This is a genomic window from Paenibacillus sp. NPDC093718 (assembly GCF_050279985.1).
In the GTDB taxonomy this organism is placed as follows: domain Bacteria; phylum Bacillota; class Bacilli; order Paenibacillales; family Paenibacillaceae; genus Paenibacillus_AQ.
In genome coordinates, this window is record NZ_JBNNUS010000019.1 from 22487 (window position 1) to 48330 (window position 25844).

19 protein-coding genes are annotated in these 25844 nt (G+C 46.1%); 16 read left to right on the plus strand and 3 right to left on the minus strand.

Annotated elements, in window-relative coordinates:
- The first annotated feature begins 204 nt into the window (after positions 1–204).
- The 3 genes from ACQKPA_RS31750 (at position 205) to ACQKPA_RS31760 (ending at position 3462) form a co-directional block, all read left to right on the plus strand.
- On the plus strand, positions 205–945 hold the full coding sequence (locus ACQKPA_RS31750) for a hypothetical protein (RefSeq protein ID WP_427496283.1): 741 nt from the start codon (positions 205–207) through the stop codon (positions 943–945).
- A 229-nt stretch (positions 946–1174) separates the two neighbouring features.
- On the plus strand, positions 1175–1585 hold the full coding sequence (locus ACQKPA_RS31755; RefSeq protein ID WP_427496284.1) for a BlaI/MecI/CopY family transcriptional regulator: 411 nt from the start codon (positions 1175–1177) through the stop codon (positions 1583–1585).
- Positions 1585–3462: a M56 family metallopeptidase gene (locus tag ACQKPA_RS31760; protein WP_427496285.1), complete on the plus strand. Its 1878-nt coding sequence runs from the start codon at positions 1585–1587 to the stop codon at positions 3460–3462. The genes ACQKPA_RS31755 and ACQKPA_RS31760 overlap by 1 nt, the downstream gene beginning before the upstream one ends.
- Before the next feature lie 373 nt (positions 3463–3835).
- Here ACQKPA_RS31760 and ACQKPA_RS31765 read toward each other — a convergent pair whose 3' ends face one another.
- The gene (locus ACQKPA_RS31765; protein ID WP_427496286.1) at positions 3836–4633 is read right to left on the minus strand and encodes an SDR family NAD(P)-dependent oxidoreductase; all 798 of its coding nucleotides are present in this window, start codon (positions 4631–4633) and stop codon (positions 3836–3838) included.
- 227 nt (positions 4634–4860) lie between these two features.
- On the opposite strand from ACQKPA_RS31765, the gene ACQKPA_RS31770 reads away from it, so the two are divergent.
- Positions 4861–5091, plus strand: a complete 231-nt coding sequence (locus tag ACQKPA_RS31770) for a MerR family DNA-binding protein (protein WP_427496287.1) — start codon at positions 4861–4863, stop codon at positions 5089–5091.
- A 657-nt stretch (positions 5092–5748) separates the two neighbouring features.
- Here ACQKPA_RS31770 and ACQKPA_RS31775 read toward each other — a convergent pair.
- Positions 5749–6603 carry a helix-turn-helix domain-containing protein gene (locus tag ACQKPA_RS31775; RefSeq protein WP_427496288.1) on the minus strand — a complete coding sequence of 285 codons (855 nt, stop codon included), beginning with the start codon at positions 6601–6603 and terminating at the stop codon, positions 5749–5751.
- A gap of 105 nt (positions 6604–6708) precedes the next feature.
- Here ACQKPA_RS31775 and gap point away from each other — a divergent pair, with 105 nt between their 5' ends.
- From gap to ACQKPA_RS31800, 5 genes are all read left to right on the plus strand, one after another.
- The gene (gene gap / locus ACQKPA_RS31780) at positions 6709–7710 is read left to right on the plus strand and encodes a type I glyceraldehyde-3-phosphate dehydrogenase (protein ID WP_427496315.1); all 1002 of its coding nucleotides are present in this window, start codon (positions 6709–6711) and stop codon (positions 7708–7710) included.
- 765 nt (positions 7711–8475) lie between these two features.
- Positions 8476–10497: a 5'-nucleotidase C-terminal domain-containing protein gene (locus ACQKPA_RS31785; protein ID WP_427496289.1), complete on the plus strand. Its 2022-nt coding sequence runs from the start codon at positions 8476–8478 to the stop codon at positions 10495–10497.
- Positions 10498–10694: 197 nt separating this feature from the next.
- Positions 10695–11135 (plus strand): helicase, encoded by a 441-nt coding sequence (locus tag ACQKPA_RS31790; protein WP_427496290.1) that lies wholly within the window; start codon positions 10695–10697, stop codon positions 11133–11135.
- Positions 11136–11393: 258 nt separating this feature from the next.
- Positions 11394–11915 (plus strand): hypothetical protein, encoded by a 522-nt coding sequence (locus tag ACQKPA_RS31795; RefSeq protein ID WP_427496291.1) that lies wholly within the window; start codon positions 11394–11396, stop codon positions 11913–11915.
- An 890-nt stretch (positions 11916–12805) separates the two neighbouring features.
- Positions 12806–13459: a class I SAM-dependent methyltransferase gene (locus ACQKPA_RS31800; RefSeq protein ID WP_427496292.1), complete on the plus strand. Its 654-nt coding sequence runs from the start codon at positions 12806–12808 to the stop codon at positions 13457–13459.
- Positions 13460–13823: 364 nt separating this feature from the next.
- Here ACQKPA_RS31800 and ACQKPA_RS31805 read toward each other — a convergent pair whose 3' ends face one another.
- Entirely contained in the window at positions 13824–15230 is a 1407-nt protein-coding gene (locus tag ACQKPA_RS31805; protein WP_427496293.1) for an extracellular solute-binding protein, read from the minus strand.
- A gap of 325 nt (positions 15231–15555) precedes the next feature.
- Here ACQKPA_RS31805 and ACQKPA_RS31810 point away from each other — a divergent pair, with 325 nt between their 5' ends.
- From ACQKPA_RS31810 to ACQKPA_RS31840, 7 genes are all read left to right on the plus strand, one after another.
- Positions 15556–16566 (plus strand): zinc-dependent alcohol dehydrogenase, encoded by a 1011-nt coding sequence (locus tag ACQKPA_RS31810; RefSeq protein WP_427496294.1) that lies wholly within the window; start codon positions 15556–15558, stop codon positions 16564–16566.
- Between the two features lie 20 nt (positions 16567–16586).
- Complete coding sequence (locus tag ACQKPA_RS31815; protein WP_427496295.1) at positions 16587–18146, plus strand: extracellular solute-binding protein; 1560 nt, start codon at positions 16587–16589, stop codon at positions 18144–18146.
- Between the two features lie 23 nt (positions 18147–18169).
- Positions 18170–19123 carry an ABC transporter permease gene (locus ACQKPA_RS31820; protein ID WP_427496296.1) on the plus strand — a complete coding sequence of 318 codons (954 nt, stop codon included), beginning with the start codon at positions 18170–18172 and terminating at the stop codon, positions 19121–19123.
- The gene (locus ACQKPA_RS31825; RefSeq protein ID WP_427496297.1) at positions 19123–20028 is read left to right on the plus strand and encodes a carbohydrate ABC transporter permease; all 906 of its coding nucleotides are present in this window, start codon (positions 19123–19125) and stop codon (positions 20026–20028) included. The genes ACQKPA_RS31820 and ACQKPA_RS31825 overlap by 1 nt, the downstream gene beginning before the upstream one ends.
- Before the next feature lie 37 nt (positions 20029–20065).
- On the plus strand, positions 20066–22069 hold the full coding sequence (locus ACQKPA_RS31830; protein WP_427496298.1) for a hypothetical protein: 2004 nt from the start codon (positions 20066–20068) through the stop codon (positions 22067–22069).
- Between the two features lie 45 nt (positions 22070–22114).
- Positions 22115–24406 carry an FIMAH domain-containing protein gene (locus tag ACQKPA_RS31835; RefSeq protein WP_427496299.1) on the plus strand — a complete coding sequence of 764 codons (2292 nt, stop codon included), beginning with the start codon at positions 22115–22117 and terminating at the stop codon, positions 24404–24406.
- 928 nt (positions 24407–25334) lie between these two features.
- The gene (locus ACQKPA_RS31840) at positions 25335–25514 is read left to right on the plus strand and encodes a hypothetical protein (protein WP_427496300.1); all 180 of its coding nucleotides are present in this window, start codon (positions 25335–25337) and stop codon (positions 25512–25514) included.
- Positions 25515–25844 lie beyond the last annotated feature (330 nt).

A 25844-nucleotide genomic window follows, 5' to 3' on the forward strand; every position in this document is an offset into this window, starting at 1 on the left:
CGCATAACTAACTGGTTGAGGGACAAGAACATGGTCCCATAATAAGTCGCTATTTTAGCGGCTTTTTTTTGTATTCAACGAAAACTAAAAAATTTCTGCACAAACCGTATTGACATCATTGAACTACAGTTGTAGTATTGATTTGAAACTACAACTGTAGTTTGTAAAAATAAAAATTAAATTATAGGAGAGGAGCATTACCAAATGAAAGCAGCAACGAAAGTAGCAATCGCGACACTAAGCAGCATTTTATTAATGGGTTCTTCCGTAAGCCTTGTGGCGAAGGCGCAATCCTACGAAAAAACCCAAGAAGCCACTGTTAAAAAAACAGCCGAAGCAGCCAAGCCTATATCTGCTGAGGAAAAAAAGTTTATCGAACAAGAGATCCAAAGAGTGAAGAAGTTGACCCAAGAGTCGGGTGATATGTATGTCCTGTATCATAAGTACCCAAAATTAAATAGCGGATTTGATATTAGCTATTGGGGAGGGGTACATGAATTCACTACATACGAGGACTACTTGAAAAAAGCAACAAACCTGAAGGGATCGATTCTGAAGCAGCCTGCCAACCTGCCAAAGGAATATAAGTTTTTAACAGCGGTCATTGAAGGTCCGATCGAAGGAAAGTTCGTTGATGAAGTAAGGGCCGAAGGTAAGAAGAGCGGAAAGCCCATCTATGTGAAAAAGATAGATTGGAAAGAGGCGGCAACCATCCGTCTTAAATATACGAACGGAAAAGACACGCTGGGCTTTTCCAAGTATACGGTAGATTCGAAGGGAAGCAAGAAGAAAGGTTTCTTTGACGATAAGCTACCGGCTCATGTCTTTCCAAAATACGTTTTTTGGAATGATGGCGGCAAATTCGAATACAGCATTTCAACCTCTTCTTTGGATATTTCACGGAAACAGAAAATCGAAATTCTAAAAGCAGCCGTGAAAAAATAACATTTTGAGTCAGTTATAGGTATTCTCGGACAGGTGCTCCATAATACGATTACATGGGTTTTTCTTGTAGATCACCATGCCGGACAGGCGGTGCGAATCATTTTTGCGTGTAACAAAAACGAGAAGATTACTCTCTGACAAACAAGTTGACATTACTAAACTACAAATGTAGCATGTGTATTATAACTACATATGTAGTTTGAGTAAATTGACTTTGGAGGTTTCATGCATGAATCAAATACCACCGATTACGGATGCAGAGCTGGAAATTATGCGCGTATTGTGGGCAAATCCGGACTGCCCTTCCAGCGAGGTCGTAAAACAAATGACGGATCGAATGGGGTGGAGCCCCAATACGACCCGGACGCTCCTCAGTCGTCTGGTGCAGAAGGAAGCAGCGGGTGCGAAATTGGAAAAGGGTTCTAAGCGCACCCAACTGTTTTATCCGCTCATCAGCGAGCAGGAGTATCTGCAGTCCGAAACCAAATCCTTCATGAAAAAACTTTATGGGGGAGCTTTAAAGCCAATGCTGGCCAACTTTTTGCAGGATAAAAAACTGAATGCGCAAGAAATCGAGGATCTAAAGGCTTTGTTTGACGAAAACCGCAGCGACGGGGAAACAGAAAAGAGAGAGCCCTGATGAGCCCTACATTGCATGAAAATTTATTGATCTTTTTCGGCTGGGTAATTCGCGGATCGTTCATGGCCTCCATCCTGATCGTACTTGTCCTGATCCTGCAATTTCTATTAAGAAACAAGATTGAAGCCAGATGGAAATATTGGCTTTGGCTTCCTGTGGCCATTCGTTTGCTGCTCCCTTGGGCCCCGGAATCCTCGCTTAGCTTATACAATGTTTTGTCCCTGGACGCCATAGCGCCTGGTATTCATCAACAAACACAAGTTTTATCGAGTGCGAAGGAAGCGGGGAGAATAAGCGCGGCGACGGTTCATGTTGAGCGCTCTATAAACCCGGAAGCAAGCGGAACTTCGGAAGTACCTTCTCCACCCCTTGAATCGGGACCTGTGCAGGACAGCGGCTTTTGGTGGAATGGGTTCAAGCAGATAGGCTTCACCAATATCCTGATGTGGGGTTGGATTGCGGGTGTGCTGCTTCTTGCCACGAAAACGGTATACGACCAGCTTCGATTGAAACAAGCCCTGCGCACGGGCCGAAAAATAGATACGCCTTTTCTATCGGCAGTGTTTAACGAGACGAAACAGCAATCAGGCGTGAAGCAAACAGTGCAGTTTGTAGCCAGCGAGCGCATTCCCGGACCTGCCGGGGTCGGTTTTAACAAACCGGCGATCGTCATTTCGCCCAGTCTGCTCATCACGCTGCAAAAGGATCACCTTCAATATATACTGGCGCATGAGTTCGCACATATTCAGCGGCGGGACGTCGCAGTGAACTGGTTGATGCATATCATCCTGATCATCCATTGGTTTAATCCTTTATTATGGCTAGCCGTACATAAAGCGAGACAAGACCAGGAGATGGCCTGCGATGCATGCGCCTTGAATCGGATGAGCCCGCAGCAAAACAATGCATACGGACAAACGATCATCCATGTGTTGGAGCATTTTTCAGGAAACCAACGCCAGCCGGGGCTTGCCGGCCTGTCCGCCACGCATAAACAAATGAAAAGGAGACTTAAGATGATTAAACATTTTCACAAAAAATCCTATCGCCTGTCCATTCTAGGGATGGGGATGATTCTCGCGCTAGGCAGCGTGACATTGGTTAATGCTAAGGAAAGCGATGCGGGGAGCGTAACACCAAAGGCTTCCGTGCAATCGGAACAGGATTCAAAAGCTGCTGTGAATAATGATCAGGATATTATCTATCCCAAGGGGGATGTAGACCGCGAGCTCTACAAGAAAGAACTGGAAAAGGCCCGGAATAAAGCAGAAGCAGCAGCCAAGGCTCTAACTCCAGAGGAAAAGAAGTATATCGAAGATGAGACCAATAGAGTGAAGAAGCTAAGCAAAGAGACAGGTGATATGTACGTTCTGTATCATAAATATAAGGATCTTAACAGCGGTCTCGACCTAAGTTATTGGGGAGCGGTAGAAAAATTCTCTGCTTACGAGGACTACTTGAAAAGAGCTTCCGCGCTGGAGGGTTCAATACTGAAGGAGCCCGACAACTTGCCGGAGGGATATGAGTTTTCCAAAGCGAGAATTGAAGGTCCAACCGAAGGAAGGTTCCTTGATGAAGTAAGGGCCGAAGGCAAGAAGAGCGGAAAACCCATCTATGCGAAAAAGATAGACTGGAAAGAGGCGGCAACCATCCGTCTTGAATATACGAACGGGAAAGATACGCTGGCCATTTCTAAATATATGTTAGACTCAGAAGGAAGCAAGAAAAAAGGGTTCTTTGAGGATGACTTGCCGGCACATATCTATCCGAAATACGTTTTTTGGCATGAAGGTGGCTTCGAATACAGCATTTCAACCACATGGGATATGTCCAAGGAACAGAAGGTCGAAATCCTGAAAGAAGCGGTGCAGAAATAACATTTTTAACAAGCTTTGTTCTTGCGCGGGTAAGCCCATGCAGTCCTGGAAATAGGATTGCATGGGTTATTTTATTGATCATGATTTCTGTCGGGGGACAAGAACATGGTCCATAGAAAGTCGCTACTTTAGCGTTTTTTTTGTTTTATCGGAACAAGTTCTTGTCCCTATTCGAAGACAAGAACTTGTTCCGATTGCCGTAATTTGACGAGAAGATGAGTCGATTACCGATTAGATAAGCATCTAACTATGTTTCCATGCAATTTCATTAAGCTAACAGGCAGGATAGTTGAAGACCAAACACGCTGAACCGTACCACAAGTAGGGAAAATTATGGATATGAAAAGTATCAATTTGACCGTCTTGCATCTCGTTATTTTGCTTTAGGGCGCGAGATGCGTTCCATGAGCAGAGCTATTCTGCCGCGGGGAAGAAAACGACCCAGCTGAGCCGACATGTAATTGCTGCGTCCGTCGACAATATAACTACTTCCTCTGTCGATTCCGCGAAATCCGGCTTGAACTACGTTTTCCGAGGTGGACAGGGCACTACCTGCCGCCATGTCCTGGCTGCCAACCGCATCAAAGAAGCCCGTATCGGTCGCACCTGGGCACAGGGCAAGTATGCGGACACCGCTTTCGCGGGTTTCTGCCCATAGCGCTTCGGAGAAAGATAACACGAATGCTTTGGTTGCCCCGTAAACAGCCGAATAGGCGCAAGGCACAAATGCGGCCATCGAAGCCACGTTTAAGACGATTCCGTCCTTGCGCTTCAGCATGCCGGGCAGAAAATGATGCGTTAGGTCAACAAGCGCAGCGGTGTTCAGCATAATCTCTTCTTGCTCGCGCTCCGGATCTATATCCTCAAATCGGCCGTACGTGCCGCAGCCTGCATTATTGATGAGAATATCGACAGTCAGGCCGAGTTCGGCGATGGACTCGGCCAGTTGGCGCGGGGCACCTGCTTTGGATAAATCGATGGGTAAGGCATACGCCTGCACGCCGTGCTTGCGTTTGATCTCGCCGGCCAATGCTTCCAGCTTATTTATCGAACGCGCGGCCAGTACGACATGGCAGTCTCGTGTGGACAGTTCTATGGCATACGCCTCGCCGATTCCGGAGGAAGCTCCAGTGACCACAGCAAGCTTACCTTGATAAGGATATGAGTTCATGTAATTGCCCCCTTGTCGTTTGTTGTCTTGATCATATCAACGACAGGAGGGGAGGGGGCTAACCACAGTGCCTTCATACTAGTAACAGGACTAATAGGCTATGATTGCGGTGACAATCCGGTGTCTTGTGCGAGCAGGAGCGCGAGTCTCTCCTCCGTGTCCGTACCTGGTGTCGGAACGAAGAAGCACCAGTGCAGCCCGGGATCGTTGTCGATGGCTGCGGCGCAATGAATCGTGAACAACTAGCTGTTGGTTTTTCAATTAACGATATAAAAGCTATGATCTCGAAAAATGGAATGTCAAAAGATGATCAAACGCGTATCATTAAAGAGAAAATATCTGAAATCGAAGAGGTTCAAAAAAAATTAGAGGATTCCAAAGAAAACCTTTACGATATTCTTGAGTGGATATTACATGTGAGGATGGGTTCGGAAAATATAAATTTAAAAGATACATGAATCGAACTAACAGGTAACGATAGCTCAATAAAATTAAAGAAAGAAGCATTTGACGTCATGATCGCTTGAACATATCGCAAGGAAAAAAAGATGCAGGAAAAGGTATCAAGGGAGAAGAACATGGTCCCATTGAAAGTCGCTATTTTAGCGGCTTTTTTATTCAACTAACAGCAGATTAACATACTAGACAACGAGACAATGATTTGAACAGGTAAATAAAAGTATCCCTTGAATATTAATATGTAAATATATATTGGTGAACTATTGTTTGGAGGCGTTTTTTGATATTCAGCCGGCAAACCCGTATAGGCATGTTATGGGGGGATTACCCATGGACTACGGCTCCAAAGAAAATGGGGAAATTGTGGAGTATGGGCAGGGTAGCCCGCCTTTAATAACTGTCGGGGGACAAGAACTTGTACCGATTGCCGAAAAGGACAAAACATGGACCGATTACCGATTAGATAAGTATCTAACTACTTATCTCTGCTCAAATTTTTATGTGCTAACGGACAGGATAGTTCAATACGAATAGAGCAAGCTGCTGAACTAATCTGCTGCTTGTTCAGCAGTAATGCCCCTGTGGATCAAGCTGTTTTGCTTCGCAGATTGAAAAAGATGGCCGGCCACTGCCCAAGCTAGTCAAAGTTTCCTCCATTATTGGGCAGCAGAGAACTTGCGGGAGATTTCCCGATATGCTGTTGGTGACATGCCTTTTTTAGCCGTAAATTGTTTTATGAAATAAGTGTCATACTCAAATCCGGTAGCACGTGCAATTTCATTTAAGCTCATGTCTGTATGTGTCAGAAGATTCCCCGCAACCTTCAAGCGGTGCGAAAGTAAGTAACCCATCGCTGTGCACCCGCATCTTTCCTGAAACATCTTATTGAGAGAAACGCGGTTCAGGTACGCGCATTTTGTTAAATCTTCCAGGATGATTTTGTTCGAATAATTTGTGTGTATATATTCCAGAACTAAATCCACAGGTGATTGTTCGCTGTGACGGTTTAAATCTTCAAGCACCCCCATTATTTGTATAAAATATTTTTTTATCCTACATGCCCAGAGAGCATCGCTTTGCGCATACACTTCTGTGCCAAGCACAAAAAACCATTCAAATAATTGTGGGTATGCCTTCTCGGTTATGCGATGTATCCCAGTTCGTTCAGGAGACTTACGAAACAGTGAAAGACCTGTTTGTATTTTCAAATCGGTCGGAAAGTAATTTTGGGTTTCAGAATGAGGGGTCGAGTTAAGAAAATCCGGATGAAAACAAAATGATGATGCAGAAGCGTTGTGTTTATCTAAAACTTGTATCGTATCCTCTGCAGACAAACAAAGTATAGCGGGTGCTGAAATGGTGACCGGGCGTTCGTTCAATATCCCTTTTATACTTCCATTCGTAACAAAAATGAGAGTAAACCGCTCAGGGTAGGGGAAATGTGCAAAATCCTCGGCAGCTACAAATTCGATATTTACCGTTCTGTTTTTATGGCGGTCAATTTGTGGCATGGTTCTCACCTGACAGAAAGTATAGTTAAATGCTTCACTTATAACAGTGTATCACAAAAATTCAAGGGATATAATTTGGATATTGACAGAAAGGTGGTTATGATGATGGGAATTAACATCGCAATTAACGGTTTTGGCAGAATTGGCAGACTTGCATTTCGGCAGCTTTTTGATACTGAAGGATATAGAGTTGCAGCCATCAATGATCTTACAAGTCCGCAGATGCTTGCGCACTTGCTGAAGCATGACACCACGCAAGGGCGTTATGATGCCAAGATTCATTATAGCGAAAACAGCTTGAACGTGAACGGTGTGGATATTCCAATCTATGCCGAAAAAGACCCCGGAAAGCTCCCGTGGAAAGAACTACAAATTGACGTTGTTCTGGAATGCACTGGCTTCTTCGCATCAAAAAAAGCGTCAGCAGCACATATTGAAGCAGGCGCCAAAAAGGTGCTGATCTCCACCACCGCCGGGAAGGATGTTCCCACTATTGTTTTCGGAATCAATGAACATACGTTGGCTAAGAACGATACCATTGTTTCGGCTGCTTCCTGTACGACGAACTGCCTTGCGCCAATGGCGTATTTCTTGAACGAGCTTGCACCACTCAAAAAGGGCTTTATGACCACCATACACGCTTACACAAACGACCAGAATACCTTGGATGGCCCCCATGCCAAAGTCGACCTGCGGCGGGCGCGTTCTGCAGCGGGCAACATCATTCCGACCTCAACCGGAGCAGCAAAGGCAATCGGGCTAGTGATCCCGTCCTTGGATGGCAAGCTGGATGGAACATCGCAAAGGGTACCGGTCATGGCGGGCTCACTGACAGAATTAACCGCAGTGGTAGGCGGCTCCGTGACAGTAGAGCAGGTCAATAAGAAGATGGAACAGTCCCAATCGAATGAATATGGGTATACAGATGAACAGCTTGTTTCGTCTGATATTATTGGCATGACTTACGGCAGTTTGTTTGACGCAACACAGACAAAGGTAACAGATCTAGGAACAGATACATTGGTGAAAATTGCTGCCTGGTATGATAACGAGAACTCCTTTACCAGCCAGTTAATACGCACCGCAAAATACCTAGCAAAATTATAATGCTTAGCGGGCTAGAGGATACTAAAAATTGAGCGAATAATCACAAGAGCTGCCATAAGCAGTGAAACAGGGCATATCACACGGGAAATGGGGCTGTACCCAAATTGTTCGCATGACACGGGAACATAACATAACATCTAAAATATAAAAAAGGATCTCAAATTCACTGTATAGTGGGGACTGACCCCATAACGTGAGACAAATTAAGAACACCTTCAAGAGCATGCAATCATGTCGTAAGATATGGAGACTACTTTGGAGGTGTTTTTGTATTGTTTGTTAGGATTTTTTCAACATATCAGACGATATGAACATGATTATTTTCAGAGTCGCATAAAATGCGGCATTTTTGATTGGGGTAATAAGTTCTTGTCGTAACTCAATGACAAGACGAAATTGACAAGACCTGGTTTTTGGCTGGTAATTTATTGGGATTCTCCTGTGGAAGCAGATTTTATCATTGACGATTTGCTCGAACTAGAGCATATTGTTAATCCATTTCAATCTGTCTATTAGTTTACAAATGCTGTTTGGAATAAAAGAACAATGAAATGGATGAAAGCAATGCAAATATCGTATATCTATGTATCTAACCGATCCAACTCATCACCGAGAACCCACCGAAGAGATGAGAGTCTCCCATTAATTATGCCCCAACATGTTGCCCGAACTTCTTTGTTTACATAATCTGAACGTATATTTAATATTGGCATAATCCTGTACGGGTAAACTCTCCTTGTATAAGACAGCTAAAAGGAGAGAGACATGTTGAAAAAAAACTGGCTTGGGATTGGTTTGGCTGCAGTGTTGGTCGCTTCATTAGGCAGCCCGATAGCTGCTCGTGCATCAGAATCTATGGATTTGACGATTTTGCACATAAATGACCATCATTCGCATCTAGATCCCCAAACATTCGATCTGAGCTTAAACTATGACGACACGCAAGAAGGAGAGAAGGTACGCCTCCAATTGGGTGGAATGCCATACATATCCTCTTTAATTCATGAACATAGAAACGATCACTCCTTGCTACTGCAGAGTGGGGAATTGAACGGAACGCTCTATTACAGTCTGTTCAAGGGCGAAACCGACATGAAGGTAGTCAACGCTTTACAGCCGGATGCTTACATGGTCGGCAATCACGAGTTTGACGAGGGCGACCAACACTTTGCTGATTTATATAAGACCGCGACGTTCCCGATCCTGGCAGGAAATATAACGCCGACCGAACAGTCGCCTCTCTACGGACATCTGGACAAGCCGTATCTGATCAAAGAAGTAAACGGGGAACACATTGCCATTATCGGGGTTATCAAAATCGAAAAAACGAAGGAATCCTCACTGATTAGCGATGATGTAGAATTTATTGATGAGATCGAATTCGTTAAGTCAACGGTGGAAGAAGTTAAAAGGCAGGGCATTAATAAAATCATCGTGCTGAGCCACTTAGGATACGATTTCGACCAATTGCTGGCAGCGGAAACGAGCGACGTCGATCTGATCGTTGGCGGAGATACGCATAACCTGCTCGATTCTTCAGGAGAAGCGACAGCTTTAGGTTTGCCGGTAACCGGCGAGTATCCGACGGTTGTTCAGAACGCTGACGGCAAAGACACCTACATTGTCCAAGCGTGGGAATATGCAAAAGCTTTGGGCAAAATCGATTTGAAATTTGATGCGCAAGGCGAAATCATCAGTGCAACAGGAAAGCCATTCATCCCTGTCGGCGAACCATACCAAATAAATGAAAATGGCCAATGGGTCGATGCGAATAAGACTACTTTAGCCAAAATTAAAGAGGCAATTAATAATAACAGCGTTTTGGTAGAAGGTCAGATTGATCAAGCTATTGAAGAAATCATCACGCCTTACCGTGATGAAGTCAAAGCCGAGATGGAGACCGTAATCGGCTCGATTAAGGAAACGCTGTCTAACGAGCGGATTCCGAAGCCTTTCGCGGATTCTAAAGACGCGAACGGCAGCTTTGCGGCGCAAGTAGTTGCCGACTCTTTCTTATACGGACTGCCCCATGCCGATGTGGCCATCCAAAATGCAGGCGGCGTAAGAGCAAACTTTATGCAAGGCGATTTTACAATGGCAGATGCGTATACGATGCTGCCGTTTTCCAATACGATTACTACGCTAAAAATAACCGGCGGAGAAATACGCGATGTACTAGATGATGCCATTCGGTATTCGCAAGGAATTACGCAGTCGACAGGCGCGTTTCCTTATTCGTCGCATTTGAGATACGACGTTTATTTGAACGCAGGCGAGGGTGTTAAGAGCGCGTACAATATTGAAGTGAAAGATCGGAAGACAGGCAAATGGTCCCCCCTCGACATGGACAAAACCTATGTTGTAGTGACAAATTCGTTCACAGCCCTTGGTAAAGACGGGTATACGACTTTTGAAAAGGCCATTCAGAGGGATCCTGAGGTAAAGGTGGAAACTTACATTCAATATGCGGTACCGCTTGTCGAGTTATTTACAGAGCAGCTGAATAGTGGGGAGGTCGTGAAACCGGGCGTCGATAGTTATTCCTTAAAGTCGGTAAAAGAGTGGCGGGCAGAATCGTCAAAGGCAGACGAAGCACCTGTTAATGAATCCATCAAAGAAAATAGAGCAGTAAAATCTTACACTGTAGTTGAAGGGGACAATCTCTTCAGAATTGCTAAGAAAACATTGAACGACGGGGGGCGCTGGAGAGAAATTTATGAATTGAATAAAGACAAAATTACAACCCCCAACATGATTTATCCGGAACAAGTTATTGTGCTGCCGTAGCTAAATGCATGTTCCCAAAGGCAAACCCACACAAGTGGAGACTGTAGTATGGATGTCAAGGGTGGAGAAGTGAGTGTGTGAAAGCCTTGAGATAAGGGGGTTCGAGTTTTTAGGGTTGAAAGCATACGAGGACAGTAGAGGTTGGTGGACTTACGAAAACGCAGCTTATCCAGAAATTGCAACAATACTCTATCTTGATGAATGAGTCTGGAGAGAGGCTATTAGCTGATGATAAGTTTACAACTTCTGATACAAAGTACAGCCTGCAGACCGTTGAACTAACCGTTGGCGAACTTGGCTTTCATGATGGAGCTATTACGGCTCAGATCTTTAAAAGAGCGAGCGAACTTGGTTTGGAATTGTGTCCGCTTGAGCTGGGGCCTCACCTAAGACTGGTGTATCTGGATCAGCCTGAAGGTTATTCGGGGAATCCTATACAGCGACATCAAGCTCCAGCTGGCTCCATCACAATAGCATCGGAGATACTAATTGAAGACGATGATTTTCCGAAAGGCTTTTATCTTAGACGAATTAACGCCGTGTTGTGGCTACGGGGATACCGTGCTGATCATCTGCACGTTTGGAATCCTGATGATCATTTTATCTTTTGTCAAACAGAAAAGACCTTGAAGGAGTGAAAATTATCAGAATTTACACAGATATTTTACTAAGCTAACGGGAAACGATAGTTGAATAAAGCAAGGAGGCAGTCGGTTTTGTATAATGATACAAAAGGTCTACATTTATTAAAGCTGAAAAGCCTGAATTATCAGGCTTTTTTATTTTTATGTAGTCAAAGTTGTGTCATAAAAAAATGCACAAAAGTGACCACATTGTTGGAATTTGACACAAATAAGACTACATTATAGATAAGACGTTATACCGAGGGGGGAATTGTGATTAAAGTTGATTTAAAAATTCTAGTTTTGATTATTGGTATATTCTTAATTTCATCATACTTAATTAGATGTACAATGATTAAGGAATCAAGTGGGGAAACAAAGATTTTCGAAATTGCCAATACAGAAGAGGTCTTTGGTAAAAAGGATGAAGAAATGGTGACTGTTAGAAAGCACTATATGATTCTAAATCCACCGAAGGATTTAATACAATTGAAAGAATTAGTTGAAAAATACAGTAAGGATCATCCAGTTGAAGGCGAAATTAAAATAATAGAAGGAAAAAACCGGATTTTTTATATGAACTTCTATAGGGAAAGCAAGGATTTTCCAAGAGACTGGCAGCCCGATGAAAGCTACATGAATACAGATCGGATAGAACATCATAAGCATGATCTGATTACATCAATAATTTGGTCAGATGCAGACTCACAAAAAGAATACTATAGTTATGACAAAAGTAAGGAAGGGAAGGTAATTAAGAGAATGCATTTTATTGAGGATCAGCTTGTTGAGTGATACAACTATCCATACACTAAAATATAAAACAGATATGCAGCAGGTTACATTCTATACCGTGATGGCCGGTTGATATATTAAATGTGGCTTTATTTATCCGTGTAGATGTCACATATTCTCAGCTCTTTGTGTTTAGCGATCTTATAGAATTACTGTAAAATAGCTGAACAGAGACGATAAAGAAACGATTATATGACAGGAGCAGGCTCAGCGCAAAAGCAAGAAGCAGATATGCGTCTGCAGCCTGCTAATCAGCGTGACTACATCGAGGAATCGCTAAATCGTCGGACCAGCAACTTATGTTTGCGCTGCGAGAAATAACAGACGCGCGCCAGGAGGCCAAGGATCGATTTGGTGAAACGGATATTTTGCAGATAAGCTCGTTTTTAGATGCAGGTCAGACTATGGAGAGATCTGTTCGGATCGGTGGACACTATAAGTAGAGGTATTATAATGGTAGGATTAGCGTATACTATTAGCAAATCCGTCAATAAAAACTGCTTTAAACAGGCCATGTGTCCTTCGGGATATGGCCTGTTTTATTTATCTTGATGCCATCATATACTTCTGTTATCGGATAGCAACTTATTCCGGAGTATGCTCTAATCATGATTATACAAGTAGTTAATAATGATATTTTGTAATTCGTTGCTATACCTCATTTCATAATAGATAAGGCATAGTAAGACGGTGATTAATACCAGTAGTACTGAAACAACAACTTGAAATTTATCCATCAGTAGTTGTGTCCCCTCCTTGTGAATATATTTCTCAGAAATCTTACAACCTTCCAATAATCGAACACGTTATATTTAGTAGAAAACTGCGAAAAACCTACTGTATAAAGATATAATCCATAATATGATGAGTAACGAATAAGGAGGAATATAATGAACTTGAAGAATGACAACAAGATATTGCGCAAGTCATTTGAGCAATCCGCGAGTCATTATCAAAAGGCGCGTCCGGATTACCCGGAAGAATTGTTCGATGATTTAATTCAAGCGGCAAATTTGCATCCAGGTGCTCGTTTGTTGGAAGTGGGCTGTGCTACAGGAAAGGCTACTCTTCCGTTAGCCAAGCGTGGATTTAAAATCACGTCCGTAGAACTTGGTGCTGAGCTCGCTACAGTTGCCCGTCAAAACCTTGTCGGAATGGACGTCGACATAATCACGGGAAGTTTCGAAGATTGGCAACCAGAGACGGAGAAAGGGTTTGATTTAGTATTCGCTGCAACCGCTTGGAAATGGGTTGATCCCGAAGTTCGATACATCAAGGCATGGCAAGCCCTTCGTCCAGGCGGACATCTGGCATTTTGGAACGCAGATCACGTTTTTCCAGACGGGGGGGACCCATTCTTCCGTGAAATTCAAACCGTTTACTATGAAATCGGCGAGGGTAAATCAGTAGACAACAATGAATGGCCGCGACCAGGGGGACTACACGAGCAAACATATGAGATTGAGAAAAGCGGGCTGTTTGAAATTGTTCACATTAGACACTTCGATTGGGAGTGCGTTTATCATGTTAATGAGTACACTTAATAGCCGTCCAGAAAAGTCGGTCCGCCGCCACTGGGGCGCTGTTCTCCATGTTGCTCTTCGAAAGAATTGACAATGGAGAAAATGGCAGTTCATTTGTAACTGTTCTGACTCTGATGAGGTTGATTGGGAGAGTTTCACTCTTCAAGATGTTACAAGGTTTAGACTAATGTCGGTCGCCATTAATACGGTAGCCCAAAGCACTAAACTTAGCCCATATGGCGAAGAACATGAGTAGCTGTGTATAAGATTTAGTAATAAGTCGTTAAATATTCACCTGTGCGAAGAGACCGGCACGCAGCCGATCTCTTTTTGTGTTCTGGAATTGAATTTCAATTTGGAACGAGCACGTTCTACTCTCAACCTCTTAACCCACCGGTTTCGTAACTAAAGCCTCTTCCAGGTTTTTGCAGCAGGTATCCAAGTCAGTGATACCCGCCCAATAAAGCTTAAGTTCACCGCGCATACGCTTTAGAACTTCCCCGGACAGCCCGATTTCAGAGTGAAGCCGAAAGCTGCGAATAATTTCCCTGTAGAGAGGGAACCTGGGAGGCTCGGTTACGGGGGAGGCCTGCTCGGGCTCTCTGCCGCTTTCCGCGGCCCTTTTGTAAGCCGGTATGCTTAACGTGCTGCTGCGGACTAAACGTTGGAAATCCAGAGAAGACAGCTCCGTAATCAATGCCTTTGCCGCTTCCTTGTGAATAGATTTTGAGGATACCGCGAGTCCAATGACCAAGTTCAATGTATCGGCCGATTGAAGGGCGGGCAAAGGGGCGATGTCGAATCGAAACGGCGCGTCATGAAATTGATTCAGCCCAAAATATGAGGTCATAATTATGCTGATTTTCCCGCTGCGAAACAGCTCTTCGGCTTCGGCATTATTTTGTGACAAGAGGGAGGTCAATCCTTGGGTGACCAAGATATCTCGGCTCATCCGAATCGCTTCCCGCACGGCTGGACGGTTGAACACCAGCCCCTTTGTGGCTACATCCCTCAACTTTTCGCCGCTTTGAAGCAGAAAGACGGGCCATCGATTGTCTGATAAAGCATGATAGTAGAAACCGACCCGATTATTGCTTCGTCCAATTTCCCCGGCCACACGAAGCAGTTCGTCCCAACTCCAGCTGCTGTCCGGTTCCGGCAGGTCGTATTCCGAGAAGTGATCCTTATTGTAGGCAAGAATGACCGGAGAAAAGACGAAAGGCATCGCAAACAATTGATTGTTCGATTGAAAAGCCTTAAACAGGAACGGGTAGATTCCCGACTCCGGTTCAAGAGGTTCTAAGATGTCTGCAACCCCGATGGATTCCTCAAGCTCCGCAAAGCTCTGATGGTTAAACATAGCCACATCGATCAAGCCAGCATCCAAATAGTGTTTCATCAGATGAAGTTCGTCGAATTTGAAAGGAACGGGGATCAGTTCTACTTGAATATCCGGGTGACGTTCATGAAAAAGTTTGATTAAACCAGTTAATCCGGCTTGTTTGTGCATGGAGGGATAATAACCGAATCGCAGTATCGTAGTCGGTTTTGGACCCGGGAGGGTCGCTTTTGAGCCGACCCGCGGTATTTTGAGTACATAACCCTGCTCCACCAGCACATCCAAGCCTTTGCGTATAGAATGTTTACTGATGTCGTATTTTTCAGCCAACTCTAACTCCGACGGCAAAAAGTCGCCGCTGCCGAGCTTCCCGGTTTCAATATCGTTCCGTATGTCGGTGATCATATCATCCAGTTTATTTCGCAGTACGGAATGTCTTGTTTTTCGGCTCATTCTAGTTCCTCCTGATCTCAATCTGGTCACAATTAACTCTCCTTCATCGTTCTGTTACGTATCTAGATGCACATAGTGCTAACCGATATATACGGTTCATACATATTTAGTAGTATAAAACATATGAATGTCTCTGTCACTCGCTAACAGTGATTAACATGAGAGAAGACGGCGAGAAAACACCAGTTTTATTTTTCGAAAAAGGTTTGACAGCGCTTACTATTTCTCTTTATAATTTAACCAGATACGTATCAGATGGTTAAAAAAATGATATAAGTTTACTTATTCCGTTTGTGGTTGAATTGAATTCATGGAGGGAAAGCCATTGAATATTGTTGTTGCTAAAGGAGGTTCCATTCAAACCGACTTAGAATCTAAACCAAAACTTATGCCCAATCATGTGATGATCCGCACTGTATGTTCTGCTATCAGCCCCGGGACGGAACTGATGATCGCGCGACGGCCCAATAAAGAGGCCGTGCCCCTCGGCTATAGCGCAGCGGGGTATGTAGAGGATATTGACGGTGAATGCCCCGGCTTGACGATAGGCCAGCGGGTCGCCTGTTACGGCGGCCCGTACGTGCGACATGCCGAATGGTTGTGTGTGCCCAGGAACCTCGTTGTTCCGATTCCGGATTCAGTCGGATTCGAGGAGGCATCCTTCGTTGGACTCGGAGCGATCGCCATTCATGCACTACGTAAGGCATCTCTACAATTCGGAGAAACGGTGGTGGTTGTCGGACTAGGAATCATCGGACAGCTAGTCTGCCAAATTGCTAGCGCCGCATCTTACCGGGTTCTAGCTTACGACTTGCTGTCGGAGAGAAACGGCCAGTTGAAGTCGCTTGTTCCCGGCGCTTTCGTAGCTGATAGCTTGGAAGCGCTCAACTCGGAGGCATCACGGCAATCGGGAGGAGCCGGTGTAGATGCGGTACTTCTCTGTGCGAACGTTCCGGACGGAAGTTTAATCGATTACGGACTACGCTGCGTTCGTCAGCAGGGGCATGTCGTAATTGTGGGAGATATGAAGCTTGATTTTAATCGTGAGCTTCTGTTTGCAAAAGAAGCTAATGTGACGGTCTCCAAGGCTGGTGGACCTGGCCGCGGCGACCTCGCCTATGAGCGGAACGGACACGACTATCCGATCGGATACGTCCGCTGGACGGAAGGACGCAATATGAGGGAATATTTACAGATGTTGGAGCGCCGGTCCATTCGTATGAGTTCTTTGATTTCCGAAGAGGTTCCATTTTCACAAGTGTTAAGAGCATATGAGAGATACAAGATGATGCCACAGCAAACGATGGGTATGTTGATTCGTTATGATCATTATTAAATCGATTGGGAGGTTTAGCTATGGCATTTCGTAAGCTTGCAATTTTGCTCACCGCCGGAATGATGTTAACAGCCGCTTGTTCCAATGGAGGTTCGGAAACGGAAGGGACCGCTCAATCGGACCCAGACCGTAAGATTACAATTACGGCAATGAAATTCGGGTACGGTGAGCTGCCGCCGAATGATGCGCCCGGCGTTAAGATGATCAACGAACGGTTCAATGTCGATTACCAGATCAATCAAGTACCACAGCCGAGCTACGGCGAGAAGTTGAGCGCAGTTTTGGCATCGGGCTCCATTCCTGATATGCTGGCGTTTGAAGCTCCCGACATATCGAACCGTTATGTCAAATTCGCTAAGCAGAAGGCGTTTTTGCCTTTGGATGACTACATAAAGGAGTATCCGTCTCTTGCCGCAGTTCCGGAATTCGTTTGGAGTCAATTTAAGGTCGACGGAAAAATTTACGCCATTCCGAAATATTATCCGCGATTTAACGTCCTACCGATGATCAGACAGGATTGGTTAGATAATCTGGGCCTGAAAACGCCCACTAACTACGAAGAGCTCAAGCAAGTCGCGATTGCTTTCACGAAGAACGATCCCGATCAAAATGGTAAAAACGATACTTACGGGATCGTCTTAGGGAAAGAAATCGTCCCGAATTACAACCTAGGAGCTTATTGGGATCCAGCGGCTTGGTACCACAAGAACGATAAAGGGCAGTTTATTCCGGGAATTATTTCAAACGCGAGGAAAGAACAGATCCAATGGTTCGCTGATTTGTACATTGAAAACGCCATCACGAGAGACTTTGCCATCATGGATGGAAACGCTTTAAACAAGGAGTTTTATTCCGGCAAGGCGGGGATTTTTATCGGAACTCCTCGTGGAATGATTCAAGCCAACGCGGACAGCTTGCTGCAGCTCCACCCGAAGGCGAAATTCACTTTCATGGCGCCAGCTGAAGCCCCCGACGGTTCCCAGGGACTGGCTTCTACCAGTGGATTTATCGGTTTCATGACCATTTCCGCAGAAGCCGGCAAAGACCCGGAGAAAATTCGCCGCATCTTGGAGATGACGGAGGTGCCTCGGACGATTATTCCTTTGGATCAATCTAATCCGGAGAACAAAGATTTCGATTGGTTAATGGGCGGACTCGGTCAGGGTTACGATATGGTGGACGGGACGGCAGTTCCGAAACCTAATGCGTTACAGGACGGATTTCGTCCGACTTCCTTTTTGCTGGATGACGTACCCTGGCCTAAGAAGGAATCCGACAAGGTTTACAAATATGCAAACCCGATATTGGATGCCGTCGTACAGGAAATGGTCAAATTGCACGGGTCGAGCAAATTTTACGGATCTCCGCATTACGCTGTCTATTCTCCGACCCAAGTGTCCAAAGGAAACGAACTTAATAAATTTATCCTCGACGAGCAATCCAAAATGATCACGGGCCAACGTCCGGTGTCTGATTGGGACGCAATGGTACAAGAATGGATGGCTAAGGGCGGCGCACAATGGATTGAAGAGGTAAACGAAGGCACGACGCTAAAAGATCCTAAGGATGCTTGGGATTAACACATATGCTGGGAGGATTTTAGATGAATCCACGTACACCTCTCTCCAGCCCGCGGGCCTCCGTCACAAGGAGGCTCAGGATTAGGCATCTATTTTGGCGAAAACGATATGCTTATCTGCTGGTTTTGCCCGGGCTGCTTTATTTTCTAGTGTACCGATATGTTCCCATGCTTGGGTCAATAATTGCCTTTCAGGACTATAGCCCGTTTCTTGGCATTTCCAAGAGCGATTGGGTCGGATTAAAGCATTTTATTACGATTTTCGAGGACCAAGAAGTGGTGCGAGTGCTTTGGAACACACTTGTGCTGTCATTTTTGCAAATCGTCTTTGCATTTCCGGCACCCATTCTGCTCGCGCTAATGCTGAACGAAGTAAGAAGCAAAATATTCAAAAGTTTCATTCAATCGGTCATCTATTTACCGCACTTTCTATCCTGGGTCATTGTCGTAGGTATTTTCACGATATTCCTGCGCGGCGACGGACTGATTAACACTTTGCTGCAGGTGGAATTCGAGCAGGGGGGCATTAATTTTTTAACAACACCGGATTTGTTCCGTCCGCTTGTCGTTCTGCAGGTTATTTGGAAAGAAGCCGGCTGGGGAACAATTATCTTCCTAGCCGCGCTGTCAGGGATTAATCCGAGTTTGTACGAGGCTGCTGTGATGGACGGGGCGAACCGTTGGCGGCAATTGTGGCATATTACGCTTCCGGGCATCCGGAGCACAATTATCATCATGCTGATTCTAAGGCTCGGTCATGTGCTGGACAGTGGATTCGAGCAAATTTTCCTTATGCTGAACTCGTTTAATATGGATGTCGGCAACGTGCTGGACACATTTGTGTTTTTCAAAGGAATAGATCAGGCGGATTACAGCTTTGCGACTGCGGTCGGTTTATTTAAAGGACTGATTGGTTTGCTGCTCGTTATGATCGCCAACAGGCTTGCGAAACGGTACGGAGAGGAGGGCGTCTACTAATGAAAATATTACGAGGAGAACGCAGACTCATCATTCGAAGACCGTTTTTGAGCGCAGCGTTCGACATTATTAATTCGCTGATGCTTGTGCTGATCGGAACTGTCATGGTCATTCCTTTCCTGTATATTTTCGCAGTGTCCTTTTCGAGCTTGCACGAATACATGTCGAGCGATCTGCTGTTATGGCCCAAAGAGTGGGTGCTGGACTCCTACCGTTATATATTCGCATCCAAATCGTTTATTCGATCGCTGGGTATAACCATTTTTATCACGGTCATCGGCACGCTTGTTAACTTAGTGTTCACCTCAGCCATGGCTTACGGTTTGACGCGCAAGCTGCCGGGTCAATCCTTCATGCTGTTTTTAGTGCTTTTTACGGTTCTGTTCTCCGCAGGAATGATACCGACATACATGATCGTCAAGGAGACGGGTCTGTTGAACAGCCTGTGGGCCCTCATCATTCCATCAGCGATCGCGCCGTTCAATCTCATCGTGATGCGTCAATTTTTCCTCGGAATCCCGGAGGAGCTGAATGAAGCCGCATATATCGATGGAGCCAATGAGCTTACCACGTTCTTTAAGGTCATTCTTCCTCTGTCCAAACCTGCTTTAGCTACTTTTTGCCTGTTCTATGCAGTAGGCCATTGGAACAATTATTTTGCCGGCATTTTATATTTGAACGATCCGACATTATGGCCGATTCAGGTCATTCTGCGGCAAATCGTTCTGCTAAACGATCCGATAAATTCGCTTGGCTCGGTGACGATGATGATGGAAAATCCTCCTCCGCCGGAAACGATTCAGATGGCTGCGACTTTGGTGGCGACCCTTCCGATTTTGATCGTCTATCCGTTTCTGCAGAAGCATTTTGCCAAAGGTGTCATGATCGGATCGGTCAAGGGTTAGTTTTCACATCCAACAAGAGAGGATAGGTGAAGAACAGATGGAGCGAACGTTCGATGTAGTGGAAGTGATAAGGACGGCCGGCCGGCATGCAGGAGCAGTGGAGGATCTGGGGGCAGCAGTACATAATTCAACCTCACACTCTGCTTCTCTGGTAAAGACAGAAGACGGCGACAATTTGATGTATTTGGCTTTGGATGGGTCGCAGGGCCAAGATGCGCGGTTCGGAATCGTTGATTTAAATGAGGAAAGGCTGAAGCGAACCCTGCCGATGCCTGGTGCTATGGGCGGGTTCAGTATGACTGCCGCCGGCGACGGCAGCATCTACGTCACTTCTCACAGTCAGGGAAATGTATACCGTTTCACGCCGTGGGATGGGGAACTGGAAGTGCTAGGGAAACCAACTCCGGAGACGACATTCGGATATGCACTGATCCCTTGCGGCAAGGATGGCGTGTTCGGGGGTACTTATCCGGGAGCGGTATTTTTCGAATACACGACCCACAATGGTTTCCTTGTGCATGGACCGCAGCCGTTCGCGCAGGGAGAACATTATGTTCGCAGTTTGGAGCATCTGACTGAAGCGGGTATCAGTTATGTAGGAATAGGCTCCCATGCGAGATTGAAGCGGTATAATCACACCACAGGGGAGATTCGCGAACTGCTCCCGGATAAATACTGGAATGACGAATTTGTATACAATTTGGACATCGAAGGCGGCAAATTGTTCGTTCGCTTAAATCCGTCCAATCGTATGCTCGTTTACGACTTGACGATGGATTCTGGGGGAGGTGTAACGGAACGACTGGAACGCGAAGTGCCTGGAGTCGGCTGCCTTGGCGTTTCGCCGGAGCACGAAGGGTCCGTGTATTACACGTCTGCCGGTATTCTGCACCGATATGTCATCGAAACGGGCCTATCGGAATCGCTCGGCATCGACACAACGATCATGCCGTTTGAGCTTGATTTTACCGAACTGGCTGATCAGGAAACCTATCCCGGCCAAACCCTCATTGGAATCGGAAGCCGGATGGGGCGGACGCGGATGTTCAAATTCAATCCGGTAACGGGGGCCATTCGTCTCATCGATCTGGACATTGACGGAGTGCCCACGAACATACAGTGTGTGGTGGCCGGTTCCGACGGCAACATTTACGTAGGAGCGTTTCTTGTCGGCGGAATCTCTGTATTGAACCCTGAAACGGCTCGTTTTACAGAGTATAAAGGAGTTGGACAGACAGAAAATATCGCCGAAATCGGAGGCAAGATGTACTTCAGCGTGTACCCGCATGCCAAGCTATACGAATACGACCCGAAGATACCTTGGACTTTGTCGGAAGGAGGAAGCAATCCCCGGATGCTGTTCGACCTGTCCGATGCGGAACAGGATCGGCCTTACGCACTTGCGGTTGGAGGAGAGTTGCTTTATATCGGTACGATATGCGGATACGGAAAGCTAGGGGGGGCCATCGTTGCATTTCGTCCGGCTACGGGAGAGCGCAAGGTATACCGGAATCCGCTGCCCGATCTAAGTGTTGTAAGCCTGGTGTACCGAAATGGCGTGCTGTATGGCGCAACCAACGTCTGGGGTGGATTGGGAATCGACCGATCGCGCACCGAAGCGGAGCTGCTTGTGTTTGATACTGCCGCCGAGTCGGTAAGAGGCGTTTCTCTACCGATAGCCGGACTGAAAGCGATAACGTCCTTGACGTTCAGTCCGGAGGGACTGCTTTGGGGGATGGCGGAAGGGTACGTGTTCGCATTCGATATGGCTGACGAAACGTGTGTTCATTTAGCGCATTTGTTCCCTGAAATCAGATACGGCGATCAGTACATTTGGCGGGATGCCACGCTCCGTTTCGGTAAAGACGGGGCTCTCTACGGCACCATTCAAGGGAAGTATTTGTTCCGATACGATACTGCGAGGTTTGAACTGGATGTGCTGGTTGAGGACGGAGCTAGATTTTTGGCTGAGGATGAAGACGGCCGACTGTACTTTTCGGACGGGAAGACGCGGATGCGGCGTTATACGATGACAGTTTAAACGTACGGGCGTGCCGCGCGATTAAAATGATGAGGAGGTTGTTTTATGATTCGATGTGCAAATAAGCTGATCATTTGGATGTTAGCTGCCATTATAGGGATTGGAATGTCCGCTGCGGTACCCCCACAGACACATGCGGAGGGACAGGATCCCGCCTCCGGAGTTTACGAAAATCTAGGCACTGCTTTGAAACGGGTGGTCGGCATAGGTGGAACTCCGTTTGACGGCCCTGACGGAACCCCTTATATAAGCGTTGCCGTAAACGGGAGTCCCGCTCAATTCGTTGTCCTCCATGCGTTGACGCTGGAAGTTGTAAAAATCATGGATATTCCCGGTACTACCACTACTTCCGCACTTGTAACGGGGAGTGACGGCAAGGTGTATATCGGCTCGACTGGTTCTGGCGAGCTATTTCGATATTCGCCCGGTGCGGATGCGTTGGAGCCCCTTGGAAAACCGGTTGCAGGCGAAACGCATATTTTTGATGTTACGAATGGCCCGGACGGAAAGATTTACGGAGGCACATATCCAGGCGGCAAACTATTTGAGTACGATCCGGGAACTGGTGCGTTCCGGAGCTTCGGCACGCTTGTACCCGGAGAGAAATATGTCCGGCAGGTTGCCTATGATAGTGAGCGCAGTTTGTTCTATGTCGGAACCGGGACGAGCAACAAGCTGGTCGAATTCGATCCGGAGACGGGTTCCGTATCCGCCAACTTCATGCCCGAATCTCTTGCCATCGAAGAATATCCCAACAGCATTGATCTGATCGGCGGCAAGCTGTTTATCCAATTGAACAAGACTGGCACGATGATCGTGATGGACAAGACGACGAAAACAATCGAACATGAGCGAAAAGTAACCTCGGCCCATGTCATTCCTTCGCCACAGGGCGACAAAGCGTACATGTTCTCACCGGGCGATGCTTTTCTGCACGCTTACGATTTTGCAACAGGTCAGATCAGTTCAGTCGTACGATTGGGCGGATTCAACAGTTGGAAATCTGCGAGGTTCGTGAATACGGGAACGCCACAGTCGCCGGTCTACACATTATCGGCGTGGGCGGGCTATAATGCGGCTTTAACGTACGAGATGAACACCGGGACACTCCGGAGCAAGACGGTCGATGTCCCGGGACAGCCGATTGAAATTCGTTCGATTGCAGGGGGACCGAATGGGCGCGTCTATGTTTCCGGGTCTCAGGGCGGCACGGGTATTTATGATCCTTCTACCGGAACGATGGAGTCCCGAACGTCGGGCATCAGCCAAGCAGAAGGCATTGCTGCGCTAGGGGATGTTCTATATTTTGGTGTGTATCCGCAAGCGAGAGTGTCCATGTTCGATACGCGTCTTCCCTGGGCGGCGGGCAATCCTGTAGAAGTGGCGAAGTTCCAAGCGGACAGCCTGCAGGACCGTCCTTTCGGCATGATAGCTGCGGAGGATATAAACAAGCTGTTTATCGGCACTGTACCGCAGTACGGGGAGCTGGGCGGTGCGTTCGGCATCTACGATCCCGCTACGAAAACACTGCAGAGTATTCGGAACCTGGTACAGGATCAGAGTATCATTACGCTTGCCTACAAAGACGGAAAAGTCTATGGAGGCACTTCGATATGGGGGGCTTACGGGGCTCCTGCGCCGACAGCGTCAGAAGGAAAGTTGTTCGTATGGGACGCGGCAAGCGGGCAGAAGGAGCTTGAAATAACTCCCGTAGCCGGAAAACAGGCCGTTACTTCGCTCATCGTGGGACCCGATGGCAACATCTGGGGGTTTGACGAGGGTGTCTTGTTCATCTTCGATTCAGTGTCGCAGACGGTGACGGAACAGCATCCGTTGATGGACATCCGCTACGCCGGGACACTATGGGCGGACGCTTACATGCTGACAGGGAAGGACGGTAATGTTTACGGGACGGCACGGGGTGTCTTCTTCCGGGTGGATGGCAAGACGAAACAAGTGACCGTTCTTGACGACACCCGTCAGTTCGGCAATCTGACGCAAGATAACAATGGCGCCCTCTATATGCGTTCTGGGATCGAAGGCAAGAAGCATGAACTGTGGCGTTACACAAACCCTGATTTGGCGATGGGCGATCTGCTGGAAAGCATGGAGCAACACGGCTTGAACAGCGGTGCGGCTGAAGGGAAAATGGCTATACTGCAGAACGCTTTGCGTCAGGCGGTCCATCACGAGGAGAATAATAATTTAGAACAAACTGTTCATTTCATGAACAAGTCCTTAGACATTTTGGACGACGATGCGGAGGATTTGAGCGAGGAAATCCGAAGCGAACTTCATTCCAAAATCCTAACTTTGGTAGGTCTGTTGCAGGTATAGAGCGATATATGCAGCCGGTCAGAATGACCGGCTGTTTTTTGTTCGGTTAACGGGCAGCGCCAGGGGGGAACGGCGAACATCTAATTTTGATTTCTAAAAATGCGCATATATTATGTATGACACGATAATCCATAGGATTTGTCTGATGACACAAAAGTGTCTATAATTATTAGTTCGGGGAAAGCTTGATTTATCAGGCTTTTTATTTTTCTGTAGTAATAATTGTGTCATTATAAAATGTACAAAAGTGACCCATTGTAGGATTATGACATAAACGTGGCTCCATTGTAGTTAGCTTCGGAACGTACACATGTTCTTGTAATACCAGAGTAGCTGACACCCATTTGGGGTTGGCAACGAGGAGCTTATTCGAGAAGCAAAGCCTGGATGTTTTTGTCCAGTGTAACAAGGAGTAGTTTAACTTTATGGAAGGATATAGGCTTTTCGATGTATTCGATCATACCTAACGCTAAGCAGTGGTTCTTGTAAAGCACCGATGTATTCAAACTCACAGCAATAATATATGGGGGTGCGCAACTGATTCGAGGATTCTTTCTGTTGACTTCATTCCGTCCATCAGTGGCATTCACTTGAGTTGCTTCGAGGGCTTCCTGGCCGTTCCTCGCTAAATCAGCGTCATAGCCAAGTTTCTGTAGGATGCAAAACAATACGACTCGAATGATTTCATGATCATCAACCACCAGTAGATGTCCGGCAATTAGTTTTCAAAGCCATCCCGATATGTGTCAAAGGACAAGAACATAGCCCCATTCGAAGTCGCTATATTAGCGGCTATTTTGTTTTAAGGGAACAAGTTCTTGTCCCTGCCGGTCTGCAGGGACCTGCAGGGCTGCCAGGACCCGAGGGACCAAGTGGACCTCGCGGCCCGCGCGGGCCGAAAGGCGATCGGGGGCCAAGAGGCTTCAGCTTGAAGATCACTAAGAAGCTGATCGATCTCATCGTTTGCCGTCTACTCAATTTAGAAAAAGAGTCTAAAGAAACTAAAGAGCTTAAAGTGCTTAAAGAGCAGAAAGTACGAAAAGTACGAAAAGTACGGAAAGAGCATAAAGAGCACATAGAGAAAACAGAGCACGACGAGAACAGGTGAAATTAATCCCCACTAATATCAAACTGTACTTGTATTTGCAACCTTATTTTTCAACTCACCACATGGTTAGGTTAATTTATATTGCGGCGTATCAGAGTGATAAAAAATCCATCCGTTGTGAGATTATCCCCTAACGGTATTCTTGAAGAAAATATCAACTTAGAGTTCAAAAGGCGAAGAAGAAGCACAGGGGCAAATAATCAAAAACAAAGTAGCGTCTCAGAAGAAGCAGGTCTTACCTTACGGATATTAATATTTTTCTACAAACTCAATAGAATGATAGCTCAATATAACCAAGAAGGCAGCCGCTCAACGAGCTTTTGTTCAACT